Genomic DNA, 12,977 nt, shown 5'->3' with positions numbered 1-12,977 from the left:
AGCGTTCAGGATAACGCAGTCGGGCGGGAAAATCGGGATACCGTCGAGGTCAGTCGCGCTCGCCGCCTGTCCCTCGGGGGAGCCGAACGATCACTTCTCGTTCCGTGGGTGAGTCGTCGACGACATCCACTTCAACCGTCGAGCTCGTGGTGAGAAAACCGGGGCGCCGCTCGAAACTGACGATTCGCTCGTGATTTTCCGACGTGTGCACGCCGCGGAGCGCGTGTTCGACGGCTTCGACCCCATCCTTGGTACGTTTCACGCGCCCCATATCCGTACGGTTTGCATTCGCGATGCCGCGTTCACCTCATCTTCGCGCAAGCTCGGTCGTATAGACCACCCGGACGCGCGCGTGCGGCAGCAGGGCGACGGCGACGAGGTACGCCGCGACGGTGGCGAACGCGAGGTAACCGGCAGAGGCCGGCTGCGGCTCCTGCGCCACGCCGCCGAACGTCGCGACGTCGAACAGCGCCATGACCACGCGCGCGAGGCGGGTGTCGGCCGGGCCCGACACCGCCGCGAGGACGATGAATTTGATCGCCAGCGCGGAGCCGAGCGTGATGGCGAGGCTGCGCAGGAGTCGCGTGCGGTCCGGCACCGCGGCCAGCGTGTTCAGCAGCAGCACGAACAGGAACACGTCGACGAAGAGCAGCGGCAGTCCGCTGCCCGGCGTCAGCATCGTCAGCACCTGCGCGGTGGCCGCGAACAGCGCGAACAGCACCACCGCGCCGTTCGCGTTGGCCAGCGCGCCGCGCGACGCGTGCAGCAGGCGATCGGTGGCGAGCGCGCCGCTGCGCACGAGCGCCGCCAGCAGCAGCGACGCGAGCATCAGCGCGAAGAGCGTCGGCGGCGCCAGTTCGACGCGCGCGCCGGGCCGCAGCCCTCCGGCCAGCGCGATCGTCAACAGCAGCAGCGGCAGGACGACCGCTTCGCGCACCGGGGTCATTTGCGCGCCTTGAACAGCCGGAGCGGATTGAGGTCCGACGCGTCGCGCGTCAGTCCGCGCTGCAGTTCGGCCCGCAGCTCGTCCGCCGACCGCATCTGCAGGTCCGGGTCGTCGATCACGAGCCGCCCGCCGGGTGCGAGCGCGATCGCCTTGTCGACGCGCGCCAGCCCCTGCGCGAACAGCGTGTCGTCGTTGTACACCCGTCCCCAGCCCTGTCGGTAGTACGAGTAGGCGATGTAGAACTGCGTCCGCGCGTCGCGCTCGGCGGCGTCGGCGCGGCCGAAGGCGGCGCGCGCTTCCGGGTACTGACCGGCGCGGAAGAACCGCAGCCCGTCGTCGAACGCCTGCTGGTCGACGCGGTATGCGCCGATGGCCGCGGTCAGTCCTCCGGCGACTTGCGCGACCGTCTGCGGCTGCGTCGCGTACAGCCAGCCGATCGCGGCCGCGTACGCGACCGCCGCCGTCAGCCCCGCCCCACGGATCGCCGTCTCCTTCACAGCCCCGATCTTACGGAAAAACGGGGACAGTCCCCATTTCTGGAAACGGGGACAGTCCCCTTTTCCGAACGGCGACTGCCCCCGTTTCCGGAAATGGGGACTGTCCCCTTTTTCGGGAAATGGGGACTGTCCCCGTTATTCGTCGTCCGGGGTGGTGGGGTCGGGCGGGTGCGGGCCTTCGACGCCGCTCAGGGCCGGCAGCGCCGTGCCCGTCCACGGGGCCAGGACGCCGGCCTTCACGTAGGTGAAGAGCTTCTCGCGCGTGTCGGTGATGTCCAGGTTGCGCATCGTCAGCTGCCCGATGCGATCCTGCGGCGTGAACATCGACGCCCCCTTCTCCATCGTCAGCCGTTCGGGCTTGTAGGTGAGGTTCGGCGAAACCGTGTTCAGAATCGAGTAGTCGTTGCCGCGGCGCAGCTCGATCGTCACCTCGCCGGTCACCGCGCGCGCCACCCAGCGCTGCGCCGTCTCGCGCAGCATCATCGCCTGCGGATCGAACCAGCGGCCCTGATAGAGCAGCCGCCCGAGCCGGCGCCCCTGATCGCGATACTGCTCGATGGTGTCTTCGTTGTGGATGCCGGTGATCAGGCGCTCGTAGGCGATGAACAGCAGCGCCAGGCCGGGCGCCTCGTAGATGCCGCGGCTCTTCGCCTCGATGATGCGGTTCTCGATCTGATCGCTCATCCCCAGCCCGTGGCGGCCGCCGATGCGGTTCGCCTCCAGCAGCAGCTGCACCGCATCGCGGAACTCGATCCCGTTCAGCGCCACCGGATGCCCCTCGTCGAACCGCACCGCCACCGCCTCGCGCTTGACGGCGACGTCGTCGCGCCAGAAGGCGGCCCCCATGATCGGCTCGACGATGGTGATGCCGGTATCGAGCCGCTCGAGATCCTTCGCCTCGTGCGTCGCCCCGAGCATGTTCGAATCGGTGGAGTAGGCCTTTTCGGCGCTCATCTTGTAGCCGAAGCCGTTCGCGGTCATGTAGGCGGACATCTCCGCCCGGCCGCCGAGCTCGTCGATGAACTGCTGGTCGAGCCACGGCTTGTAGATCTTCAGCGACGGATTGGCCAGCAGGCCGTAGCGGTAGAACCGCTCGATGTCGTTCCCCTTGAACGTGCTGCCGTCCCCCCAGATGTTGACGTCGTCCTCGCGCATCGCGGCGACCAGCATCGTGCCGGTGACGGCGCGCCCGATCGGCGTGGTGTTGAAGTACGGCACGCCGGCGGTGGAGATGTGGAAGGCGCCGCACTGGAGCGCGGCGATCCCTTCGGCGACCAGCGGCGCGCGGCAGTCGATCAGCCGGGCCTTCTCGGCGCCGTACTGCATCGCTTTGCGGGGAATCTCGTCGTAGTCGGGTTCGTCCGGCTGACCCAGGTTCGCGGTGTAGGCGTAAGGGATGGCCCCCTTCGCCCGCATCCAGTGCAGCGCGGCGCTGGTGTCCAGGCCGCCGGAGAATGCGATCCCGACTTTCTGTCCGGCAGGAAGCTTCTGAAGAATGGTGCTCACGGCTGAGCGTCAGTATCCCACGACTGCGCGCCGCGACTTCCACGCCGCGCCGGGCCGTCGCGCGCGGATCCGTGCCTGCCGGTCAGCGCGGGCTGACGCCGCGACGGACGGCGACGTAGCCGTTGCGCGCGCGGACACGATACCCCTCCTGCTTCACCCGCACGCGGATGCTGTGGTACTTCCCGTCGCCGGGCGTCGGCGAGGAGTAGCCGAGCACGTACTGGTTGTTCAGCTCGTCGGCAATGCTCGCCGTGGCGGCGTCGAGATCGGCGCTCGAGCGGACCACTTCGGTGCGCCCGCCGCTCTGGCTGGTGATCTCGTTCAGGGCGCCGACGTTGAGCTTGTTGGCGATGGCCTGCGTCTCGCGCGAGTCGATGGCCACGGCGTAGACGAAGGCGTCGCTGCGCAGGAGCGCCGGACGCAGATCGTGCAGCGAGACGTCGCTGGCGCTGTCCTCGCCGTCGGTGATCAGCACCAGCGCGGCGCGCTCGCGCGGGCGATGCTCGATGAACGGCATCGACGCGGCGATCGCGTCGTAGATCGCGGTGCTGCCCGTCGGCTTCAGCCGCGCCAGCGCGTCGTGCACGCCATCGGGCGATTCCTTCCAGCCGAACAGCAGGCGCGGCTGATGGTTGAAGGCCATCACGAAGAACGCGTCGGCCGGCGCCAGCAGCTTCAGCAGGAAGCGCTCCACCGCGTCCTGCGCGTCGCGGATCTTGCGGCCGAACATGCTGTCGCTGACGTCGAGCAGCAGCCCGAGCCCGAGCGGCACGCGCTCGTGCGTGAACTGCGCGACCGGCACCGGCGCGCCGTCCTCGAAGATCTCGAACGCCTCGCGGGGAAGGTTCGGCGCCAGTCGACCCTCCGCGTCGCGGACCGTGGCGGTGACGACCGTCAGCTCGACGCTGGAGCGCAGCGGCCGCGGCCGCGGCTCCTGGGCGCCCAGCAGGACGGCCGCGCCGGCCGCGAGTCCCGCCGCGAGCAGCGTCTTCATCCCGCCAGTGTAGCCGGTAAGATAAACCCGATGCGCCACCGGCTCGCCCTGCTCGCCCTTGCCCTGCTCGCCCCCACGGCCGTCCCGGCACAGACGCCCGAGGCACGGGTGCGCGAGATCATCGCGTCCCCGTCGTTCCAGCACGCGACCGCGTTCATCGAATCGGACCAGGACCGGTTCGTCCGCGAGCTGATTGCGTTGACCGAGATCCCGGCGCCGCCGTTCAAGGAAACCGCCCGCGCGAAAGCGTTCATGACCATGCTCCAGCAGCACGGCCTCGCCGACGTCGAGATGGACGGCGAAGGGAACGTCATGGGTCTTCGGCGCGGGGCCGGCGCGGGCACTGCCGGCCTGCTCGTCGTCTCGGCGCATCTCGACACCGTGTTCCCCGAGGGAACGGACGTCAGGGTGAAGCGGGAAGGCACGCGCCTGTCCGCGCCGGGCGTCGGCGACGACACCCGCGGCCTCGCGCTCCTGCTCGCCATCGTCCGCGCCCTCGACGCGGGCAGGTTCCGCACCGAGTACGACATCCTCTTCGTCGGCAACGTCGGCGAGGAAGGGGAGGGGGACCTCCGCGGCATCAAGTTCCTCCTTCACAAAGGCAAGTACAAGGAGCGCATCCGGCAGATGCTCGTCATCGACGGCAACGAGTCGAACGTCATCACGAGCGGCGGGGTCGGCAGCAAGCGGTATCGCGTGACCTTCAAAGGACCCGGCGGGCACAGCTATAGTGCGTTCGGTCTGGTCAACCCCGCCTACGCCATGGCGGGCGCGATCGCGCGCTTCGCGGCGATCAAGGTTCCGGCCGCCCCGCGCACCACCTACAGCATCGGCGTCGTCCGCGGCGGCACGTCGGTCAATTCGATTCCCTTCGAAGTCAGCATGGACGTGGACATGCGGTCCGAATCCTGCGCGGAGCTGAAGAAGGTGGACGACCAGTTCCTCGCCGTCGTGCGCGACGCGGTGGCGGAGGAAAACGCCGCGCGCTCGACCAGGCAGGGGGCGATTCACGCCGATCCGAAGGTGATCGGCGAGCGGCCGTGCGGCGAGACTCCGCGCACCGCGCCGATCGTGCAGACCGCGGCCGCCGCGATTGCGGCATTCGGCCTGACGCCGCGCTATTCCTTCAGCAGCACCGACGCCAACATCCCGATGAGTCTCGGCATCCCGGCAATCACGATCGGCCGCGGCGGCCCCGGCGATCGCACGCACTCCCTCGACGAGTGGACGGACGTCGAACCGCGCGCCAACGTCGTCAACGTGCAGCGCGCGCTCGCGCTCGTCCTCGCGGTGGCGGGCGGGCGGTGATACGATCGCGGTTGCTTTGGCGGTTCCCCTAATGGAGGCCCAATGAAACGCTGGCTCGTGACGACCCTGGGCGTGCTCCTGTGCTCCGCGGCGCTCGGCGCCGACGTCACCATCGTCCAGACGACGACGGTCGAGGGAGGCATGGCGGCAATGGCGGCGCAGGCCGGCGGCGGCATGTCGCCGAAGCTGACATCGCGGTTGAAGGGGTTGAAGCTGCGCACCGACGTCGAGACCGGCCCCGTCACCATGGTGACGATCCTCGATCTGACGTCCAAGCAGATGATCATCCTGCGCCCGGATCAGAAAACCGCCACGGTCGTGTCCGCCGTGCCGCCGGCGCTTCCCGCGGGCGGCGCCGCCGCACCGCCGGTGCCCGTGGCCAAGGTCGACGGGAGCCTGACGCCGACCGGGAAGTCGCAGGTGATCGACGGCGTCAAGTGCGACGAGTACACGTTCACCTCGCGCATGAACATGGGCGAGATGACCGGACGCCAGGTGCCGCCGGAGGCGGCGGCGATGATGCAGGGCGTCACCATGCTGATGAACGGGTCGATATGGGTCGCCAAGGACGTGCCCGGCGCGTCGGAATACATGGCCTTCCAGAAGTCGGCCGCGTCCGGCGAGATGGCGACGGCGGCGATGAGCGCGTCCGGCGTCAGCATTCCCGGGATGGAAAAGCTGATGAAGGCGATGGCCGAGATGCAGGGCCTGACCTATCTGACCGAGATGACGATCAACATCGAGGGCACCGGCCAGTTCGCCGACATGATGAAACAGATGGGAGCGATGAAGGTCACGAACAAGGTGAACTCGATCACCACCGAGGCGCTGAGCGACGATCTGTTCAAGGTGCCCGAGGGCTACCAGGTCATCAAACAGTAGGGGAGCGACAGATGAAGCAGACCGTCGTCCTGGTCGCCATGGCCGCCATGGCGTTGTCGGCCGCCGCTCGCGCCCAGCAGCCGGCGGCCCAGCAGCCGCCGGCGCCGCTGCCGGGCATCGTGGCGGAAGTGAAGAACGCCTACACGACGATCCAGAGCAACATCGTCAAGGCGGCGGAGCAGTTTCCCGAGGACAAGTTGACGTGGCAGCCGACGCCGGCCGTGCGCTCGTGGGCCCGCCTGATCGGCCACATCACCGACGACAACAACGTGTCGTGCTGGCTGCTCGCCGGCGAGGCGCAGGCGCCGCCGCGCGTCGACCCGACCGACAGCCAGGACTCGCCGGCCAACAAGCTGTCGAAGAGCGATCTGGTGAAGGGGCTCAAGGCGTCGGTGGAGCGCTGCACCAAGGCGTTCGCCAACGTCAACGAGGCCAACATGGGCGAGCGCAACGGCCCCAACGGCCGGCGCTCCAAGTTCTTCACGCTGATCTACAACACCAGCCACACCAACGAGCACTACGGCAACATCGCGACCTACATGCGGCTGAACAATCTCGTGCCGCCGTCATCGCAGCCGCGGGTGCAGTAGGCGTTGGGAATCACCGGCGGTTGAACGCCACCAGCTTCAGCTCGGTCATCTCCTCGATGGCGTAGCGCACGCCTTCGCGGCCGAATCCCGACTGCTTCACGCCGCCGTACGGCATGTGATCGACACGGAAGGTCGACGTGTCGTTGATCATGATGCCGCCGGCGTCGATGCCGTCGATGGCGGCGGTGATGATCCGATCGTCGTGCGTGAAGATGCCCGCCTGGAGCCCGAAGTCCCCGGCGTTCGCCGCGGCGATCGCGGCGTGCACGTCGTCATAGCGCGTCAGCGACACCAAGGGCGCGAACACTTCGGCGCAGTTCACGCGCGCCGTCTGCGGCGCTCCCTCGATGACGGTGGGACGCCAGACGGCGCCGTCCCGCGTGCCGCCGGCGAGCACCCGCGCGCCCGCCGCCGTGGCTTCCTGGATCCAGGCGCCGATCCGGTCGGCGGCAGCCGCGTCGATGACCGGACCGAGGTCGGCGTCCTCGCGCAGCGGATCGCCGGCGACGAGCTGGTTCGCGCGCCGCACGAGATCCGCCGTGAACGCGTCGTACACCGCGGTGTGGACGTAGATGCGCTGCGCCGAGATGCACGACTGCCCGGCGTAGCTGTAGCCGCCGAGCGCGACGCGCTCGGCCGCATACGCGACGTCGGCGTCCCGATGGACGATCACCGCGGCGTTGCCGCCGAGCTCCAGCGTCACCCGTTTGCGGCCGGCGCGCGCCTTCAGCTGCCAGCCGACCGCCGCGCTGCCGGTGAAACTGAGCAGCTTGATCCGTTCGTCCTCGACCAGGCGCGCCGTGTCCTCGTTGCTGCACGTGAACACGGCCAGCGCGTCGGCGGGCCAGCCGGCATCGAGGATCAGCTGTCCGAGCTTCAGTGCCGACACCGGCGTGCGCGGACCGGGGCGGAGCACGATCGGATCTCCCGCGGCCATCGCCGGCGCCGCCTTGTGCGCGACGAGCAGCAGCGGAAAGTTGAACGGCGTGATGCCGGCGATTGGACCGAGCGGCACGCGGCGGATGTGCGCCTCGCGGTTCTCGGTGCCGGGCAGCCAGTCGAGGGGAAGGATCTCCCCGTGGATCCGCCGCGCCTCCTCGGCCCCGACGCGAAACACGAAGATCGCGCGATCGACCTCGAGCCGCGCGGTGCGGATCGGCTTGCCGGCCTCCAGCGCGATCGTCCGCGCGAACTCTTCCCGCCGTGCGGCCACGCCGTCCGCGACCGCATCGAGAATGGCGGAGCGCTTCCACGACGGCAGCGTCCGCGTCGCGGCGAAGCCCTTCGCCGCGTTGGCGATCGCCTGCTCGATCTCGGGCCCGCGCGCGTTGTGCACGACCGCCACCAGCGTGCGATCGAACGGGCTGCGCACCTCGAGGGTGTCGCCGGTGCGTTTCGCGCCGCCGCCGATCAGGACGCCGTACTCCCCGAGCGCGGCGGTGAGCTGTGCTTCAGCCATAGGCGGATTGTACCGCCGCGCGTCCGGCAGCATGGTTGCAACCACGGGCCGCCGGAGGTGGAGCCGATGCCGACAAAGACCTGGAAACCCGCGCCGATGCAGCCGGATAGGGACACCCACCCGCGTCAGGCTGGTGCTGAGCCAGGTAATTTCGAACCAGCTCCCGGCGAACGTGGCCGGAATTCCGACGCGTCCGTTTCCCCCGAGCGCGGCCGGGTGGAATACGAAGAAATCAACACCCACGGCAGCGAGCGGTGACCCGCGAGAGAGACGCCGCCGCCGGCCGCGTGCCGCGCTAGCCGCCGCAGTAGGCCTGGTTGCAGCCCGGGGGCGGCTCGGCCTCCGCGCCATTGAACCCGCCCACCATCCCAGGGTGGATCGTGCAGTGGTAGGTCTTCGAGCCATTCACTCCCATCGCCACCGGCGCGCTCGTGCCTCCCGCCGGAATCAAGGGCGTCTGCACCGAGAAGTCGTCCAGCGTCACGCGATGCGCGACGACGTCGTTGTTCTTGAACACGACGAGCTGCCCGGCGGCGACCGTCGCGGGGTTCGGGAAGAACGCGAGCCGGCCGCCCTGGCCGGTGATCGTGACGGTGACGGTCGACGGCTGCGACGGTCCGCCGCCGGGAGGCGGGTTTGAGGGGGAGGTCGGCGAACCGCCGCCGCAGCTCGCAACCGCGAGAGCGCCCGCACAGACGAACGCCATCGTTCGGGATCGTTCCATCGACGTGATCCTCCAGGGAACCGGCGCTCGACCCAGAGCAAAGCGGCTGCCCGGAGAAGACGGCGAAAAATGCGCGAGATTTCAGCGATTTACGCGAGACGTTTTACGACCCGCGAAAAACACGACGGAACACGGAAGCCGGGGTGAGCGGCAGGCGGCGAGCGGTGAGCCGACAGCGGCCGCGGTCGGCTACTCGTCGCCGCTGAGGCGTCCGCGCCCGCGCTTGGTTTCCCCCCGGCGCTTCTTCGACTGGATCCGCCGCTCTTTCGCCGCCCGTGACGGACGAGTCTTCTGCCGCTTCTTCGGGCGGACGAGCGCGCGGCGGATCAGATCCGAGAGCCGCCGGCGCGCGTCCTCGCGGTTCTGCAGCTGCGTCCGGTGCGCCCGCGCGTCGATCACGAGCACGTCGTCGTCGGTGACGCGGCTGCCGGCGAGCGCGCGCAGCCGCTGGCGGGCGTCGGCCGGCAGCGACGATCGCGCGAGGTCGTAGCGCAACTGCACCGCCGTGGCGACCTTGTTCACGTTCTGTCCGCCGGGCCCGGAGGCGCGGACGAAGCGTTCGTCGATCTCGGCGTCGGCGACGGCAAACGACGGCGTGATTTCAAGCGGCATCAGCGTTCATCCCACGTTCCGCATCCCCGCGGCGATTCCGTTCACCGTCACCAGAAACGCGTCCCACAGCTCGCGGCGGACGACGTCGCTGCCGCGCAGACGGGCGAGGAGCGCGATCTGCACGACGTTGATCGGGTCGACGTACGGATTGCGCACCTCGATGGATCGCCGCAGCACCTGGTTGTTCTCGAGCAGCTCGCGTGCGCCGAGCGCCTCGAGCACGCGCCCGGTCGCCAGTTCCAGGCGCTGCCGGAGACGTTCCCCCAGCGGCTTCAGATCGTCCGGCACCAGCCGGCGGTCGTACGCTTCCGCGATCGCCGGCTCGGCTTCCGCCAGCGCCGTCTCGATCAGGCGAAGGGTCGCGCGGGCGAACGGCCACTCGCGCGCCATGCGCCGGATCAGCTCGCGCTCGCCGCGCGCGAACGCGGCGTCCAGCGCCTCGCCGGTGCCCAGCCACGAGGGCAGCAGCAGGCGCGTCTGCGTCCAGGCGAACACCCACGGAATCGCGCGGAGCGATTCGACGCCCCCGTCGCCGCCGCGCCGCGCCGGACGGCTGCCGATCGGCGCCAGCCCGACCTCGCGCTGCGGTGTGGCGGCGCGGAAATAGTCGATGAACCGCGGATCGTCGTACACCACCTCGCGATACACGCCGTGCGCGGTATCGGCGAGCCGTTGCATCGCCTCGCGCCATTCCGGCGGCACCGGCGCCGGCGGCGCGAGCGTCGCCTCGAGCGCCGACGTCGCGTAGACCTCGAGCGTCCGCTGCGCGATCTCCGCCAGGCCGAACTGCGCCTGGATCATTTCTCCCTGCACCGTCACGCGCAGCCGGCCGTTCACCGACCCGGGCGGCTGCGACTCCATCGCCAGCCGCGTCGGTCCGCCGCCGCGTCCGATGCTGCCGCCGCGGCCGTGGAAGATCGTCAGCGGGACGCCCGCCTCGTTCGCCGCCGCGACCACCCCCTCCTGCGCCTTGTACAACTGCCAGTTCGCGGCGAGACGGCCGCCGTCCTTGGCCGAGTCCGAGTAGCCGATCATCACCTGGATCGGCTGCGTGCCGCGCCGGCCGGCGAGCACCTCGCGCATGGTCTCGCCGGCGCGTTCGAGCGTGGCGACCTCCTCGAACAAGGGGACGACCGGGAGCGCGGCGCCAAAGGCGCCCTGCAGGTATTCGACCGCGAGCAGATCGGACGGCGCTTCGGTCATCGAGACGATGTAGGCGCCGAGCGAGCTGGCGGGAATCCCGGCGATCGCCGCGAAGGTGGCCAGCACCTCGCGCACCTCCGCATCCCCGATGCCGTCGGGGATCGGCATGCGCGTGTCGATCGCGCGCCTGAGATACTGCTGCCGCCCGGCTTCGGGCCACTCGCGGTACGGCCCGTCGCCGCGGGCGCGCGCGATGGCGTCGATCGCGGCGGCATGGCGGGCGGCGTGCTGACGGATGTCGAGCCGCACGATCGACGGACCGAACGCGCTGACGCGGCGCAGCACGTCGGTGAGCCGCCCGGCGGCGAGCGCCTCCTGTCCCGTGTCCACGAGCGAGCGATGGCAGAGGAGCAGCGGCCCCGCCAGATCGATCTCGGCGCTCCCGCCGGTTCTGGCGGCGCGCAGCGCGACGCGCAGCGTCCGCAGCACCTCGCGATACGGTTCGCGCGCGTCCCCGGCGTGCGCGCGCAGCTCCGGCGAGGCGTCGGTGACCGGCAGTTCGGCGTGCAGCGCGTCCAGGTCGCGCGCGTAGAGTCCCAGGGTGATCTCGCGGGCGCTGCGGCACGCCTGCCGGGTGACGTCGGGGGTGATCGACGGATTGCCGTCGCGATCGCCGCCGATCCACGAGCCGAACGTCAACGGCGCCGCGTCGAGCGGCAGGCTGCGCCCGGTGGCCTGGCGCAGCGCCGCGTCGAGCGCGCGCAGGCACCGCGGCACCGCCTCCCACAGCGTCTGCTCGAAGATGTACAGCCCGCTCCGCACCTCCTCCATCGGCGTCGGACGCCGCGCCCGGAGGTCCTCCGTGCCCCACATCGCGAGGATCTCGCGGCGCAGATCGTTCTCGACCTCCTGCCGCTCGGGAACCGTGAGATCGGGCCGGTCCTGCCGCGCCAGCGCGTCGGCGATCCGCGTGTGCAGCGCCGCCAGCGTGCGCCGCGTGATCGTCGTCGGATGGGCCGTGAGCACGAGCTCGACGCGCATCGACGTGATCGCGTCGTAGAGCGCGCCGGCGGGGATGCCCGACGCGCGGAGGCGCGCGAACGCGTCGGCGAACGACGCGGGCTGCGCCGGTTGGCGCGGATCGCGGAGGTAGTCGCGCCGGCGCCGCACGCGGTGGTGCTGCTCGGCGATGTTGGCGAGCGAGAGGAAGTGCGCGAACGCGCGGGCGACCGGCACCGCCATCGAGAGCGGCAGCGCGTGGAGCGGCGCTTCGAGCGCGCCGACCGCGTGATCGTCGCGCTGGCGCGCCGCCTTCGCCAGCCGCCGCACCGCTTCCACCGTTTCGAACACGGCGTCCCCTTCACGCGCCTTCAGCGTGTCGCCGAGCATGCCGCCCAGCATCGACACGTCGTCGCGGAGCGCGCGGTGCGGGTCGTCCGCCGTCACGGCAGCAACCGGTGCGCGCGGAGAAAGGCGCCGACGGCGGTGAAGAACCGGGGATCCTTCTCGCTGGCGTAGATGTGACCGCCGGCGACCTCGACGAACTGCTTCGGCGGCGGCGCGGCGTCGAACAGCCGCCGTCCCTCGGCGATCGGAATGATGCCGTCTTCGGGGCTGTGCAGGAACAGCAGCGGCGAGCCGACGCGGGCGATGCGGGCGATCGACTCGAACGGGTTGCGAATCAGCCAGCGGATCGGAAAGAACGGATAGCGCTGCGACCCGATGTCGACGATCGACGCCGGCGCCCCTTCGAGCACCACCGCCCCCTCGTCGACCTGCGACGCCAGCGTCACGGCGACGGCGGACCCGAGGGACCAGCCGTAGATGACGATGCGATCCGGTGCGACGTTCTTCTGCCGCCGCAGCAGTTCGTAGGCGTTGCGCGCGTCCTCCGCCAGCCCCGCTTCGGTCGGCTCGCCGCCGAGACCGCCATAGCCGCGATACTCGGGCGCCATCACGTTGAGGCCAAGCGCGCGCAGCCGCTCGTAATGGTGGATGTTCATCCGGCTCGCGATGGTGGCGCTGTTGCCGTGCAGGAAGATCACCCACGGCGCCGCCGGCGCGGCGCCGGTGCCCGGCATCAACCAGGCGCGCGCGCGGGACTGCTGCGCACCCTCGACCGGCGCGTCGATCTCCTCGTAGGGTTTCGCCGGCCGCAGATCGCCGAGCGCGTGGCGGTTCTCGAAGATCAGCGCCGTCTCGTTGGCGACGAGCCAGGCGATCGCGCCGCCGTACGCCGCGATCGCGATGAATGCCGCGCCGGCCAGCAGTCGTTTCATCGTGACCAAAGAATGGTACCATCCCCGGCCCTGGGGA

At 70.2% G+C, this 12,977-nt stretch carries 12 protein-coding genes; 3 read left to right on the top strand and 9 right to left on the bottom strand.

Annotated features, from left to right (window positions below):
- Positions 1-307: 307 nt before the first annotated feature.
- The 4 genes from VFK57_10675 to VFK57_10660 form a co-directional block, all read right to left on the bottom strand.
- Positions 308-946 carry a hypothetical protein gene (locus VFK57_10675; protein ID HET7696162.1) on the bottom strand — a complete coding sequence of 213 codons (639 nt, stop codon included), beginning with the start codon at positions 944-946 and terminating at the stop codon, positions 308-310.
- A complete protein-coding gene (locus VFK57_10670) occupies positions 943-1,443 on the bottom strand; it encodes a hypothetical protein (GenBank protein HET7696161.1) in 501 nt (166 codons plus the stop codon). The genes VFK57_10675 and VFK57_10670 overlap by 4 nt, the downstream gene beginning before the upstream one ends.
- A gap of 135 nt (positions 1,444-1,578) precedes the next feature.
- Positions 1,579-2,949, bottom strand: a complete 1,371-nt coding sequence (gene argG / locus VFK57_10665) for an argininosuccinate synthase (GenBank protein HET7696160.1) — start codon at positions 2,947-2,949, stop codon at positions 1,579-1,581.
- Between the two features lie 82 nt (positions 2,950-3,031).
- A complete protein-coding gene (locus tag VFK57_10660) occupies positions 3,032-3,943 on the bottom strand; it encodes a VWA domain-containing protein (GenBank protein ID HET7696159.1) in 912 nt (303 codons plus the stop codon).
- 30 nt (positions 3,944-3,973) lie between these two features.
- Between VFK57_10660 and VFK57_10655 the strand changes: the two genes are divergently transcribed.
- The 3 genes from VFK57_10655 to VFK57_10645 are packed head-to-tail and all read left to right on the top strand — an operon-like array spanning position 3,974 to position 6,723.
- Entirely contained in the window at positions 3,974-5,251 is a 1,278-nt protein-coding gene (locus tag VFK57_10655; GenBank protein HET7696158.1) for a M20/M25/M40 family metallo-hydrolase, read from the top strand.
- Positions 5,252-5,293: 42 nt separating this feature from the next.
- Complete coding sequence (locus tag VFK57_10650; protein HET7696157.1) at positions 5,294-6,133, top strand: hypothetical protein; 840 nt, start codon at positions 5,294-5,296, stop codon at positions 6,131-6,133.
- A gap of 11 nt (positions 6,134-6,144) precedes the next feature.
- Positions 6,145-6,723 carry a DinB family protein gene (locus tag VFK57_10645; protein ID HET7696156.1) on the top strand — a complete coding sequence of 193 codons (579 nt, stop codon included), beginning with the start codon at positions 6,145-6,147 and terminating at the stop codon, positions 6,721-6,723.
- 10 nt (positions 6,724-6,733) lie between these two features.
- Here the strand turns inward: VFK57_10645 and VFK57_10640 are convergent, their stop codons facing one another.
- From VFK57_10640 to VFK57_10620, 5 genes are all read right to left on the bottom strand, one after another.
- Complete coding sequence (locus tag VFK57_10640; protein HET7696155.1) at positions 6,734-8,182, bottom strand: aldehyde dehydrogenase family protein; 1,449 nt, start codon at positions 8,180-8,182, stop codon at positions 6,734-6,736.
- Between the two features lie 295 nt (positions 8,183-8,477).
- Positions 8,478-8,906 carry a plastocyanin/azurin family copper-binding protein gene (locus VFK57_10635; GenBank protein ID HET7696154.1) on the bottom strand — a complete coding sequence of 143 codons (429 nt, stop codon included), beginning with the start codon at positions 8,904-8,906 and terminating at the stop codon, positions 8,478-8,480.
- A 189-nt stretch (positions 8,907-9,095) separates the two neighbouring features.
- Positions 9,096-9,518 (bottom strand): alternative ribosome rescue aminoacyl-tRNA hydrolase ArfB, encoded by a 423-nt coding sequence (gene arfB, locus VFK57_10630; protein ID HET7696153.1) that lies wholly within the window; start codon positions 9,516-9,518, stop codon positions 9,096-9,098.
- Positions 9,519-9,524: 6 nt separating this feature from the next.
- Positions 9,525-12,107: a phosphoenolpyruvate carboxylase gene (gene ppc / locus VFK57_10625; GenBank protein ID HET7696152.1), complete on the bottom strand. Its 2,583-nt coding sequence runs from the start codon at positions 12,105-12,107 to the stop codon at positions 9,525-9,527.
- Positions 12,104-12,940 carry an alpha/beta fold hydrolase gene (locus tag VFK57_10620; protein ID HET7696151.1) on the bottom strand — a complete coding sequence of 279 codons (837 nt, stop codon included), beginning with the start codon at positions 12,938-12,940 and terminating at the stop codon, positions 12,104-12,106. Before VFK57_10620 ends, ppc begins: the two co-directional genes overlap by 4 nt.
- Positions 12,941-12,977: the final 37 nt, after the last annotated feature.

This window comes from Vicinamibacterales bacterium (assembly GCA_035699745.1).
Classification (GTDB): domain Bacteria; phylum Acidobacteriota; class Vicinamibacteria; order Vicinamibacterales; family 2-12-FULL-66-21; genus JAICSD01.
This window is presented reverse-complemented; position numbering and strand designations above follow the sequence as displayed.

Bases quoted from the DNA above. Each gene is read 5' to 3' on its own strand.
- VFK57_10640 (HET7696155.1), bottom strand. From the start codon at position 8,182: ATGGCTGAAGCACAGCTCACCGCCGCGCTCGGGGAGTACGGCGTCCTG.
- VFK57_10635 (HET7696154.1), bottom strand. From the start codon at position 8,906: ATGGAACGATCCCGAACGATGGCGTTCGTCTGTGCGGGCGCTCTCGCG.
- VFK57_10660 (HET7696159.1), bottom strand. From the start codon at position 3,943: ATGAAGACGCTGCTCGCGGCGGGACTCGCGGCCGGCGCGGCCGTCCTG.
- VFK57_10655 (HET7696158.1), top strand. From the start codon at position 3,974: ATGCGCCACCGGCTCGCCCTGCTCGCCCTTGCCCTGCTCGCCCCCACG.
- VFK57_10650 (HET7696157.1), top strand. From the start codon at position 5,294: ATGAAACGCTGGCTCGTGACGACCCTGGGCGTGCTCCTGTGCTCCGCG.
- VFK57_10675 (HET7696162.1), bottom strand. From the start codon at position 946: ATGACCCCGGTGCGCGAAGCGGTCGTCCTGCCGCTGCTGCTGTTGACG.
- VFK57_10645 (HET7696156.1), top strand. From the start codon at position 6,145: ATGAAGCAGACCGTCGTCCTGGTCGCCATGGCCGCCATGGCGTTGTCG.
- VFK57_10620 (HET7696151.1), bottom strand. From the start codon at position 12,940: ATGAAACGACTGCTGGCCGGCGCGGCATTCATCGCGATCGCGGCGTAC.
- arfB (HET7696153.1), bottom strand. From the start codon at position 9,518: ATGCCGCTTGAAATCACGCCGTCGTTTGCCGTCGCCGACGCCGAGATC.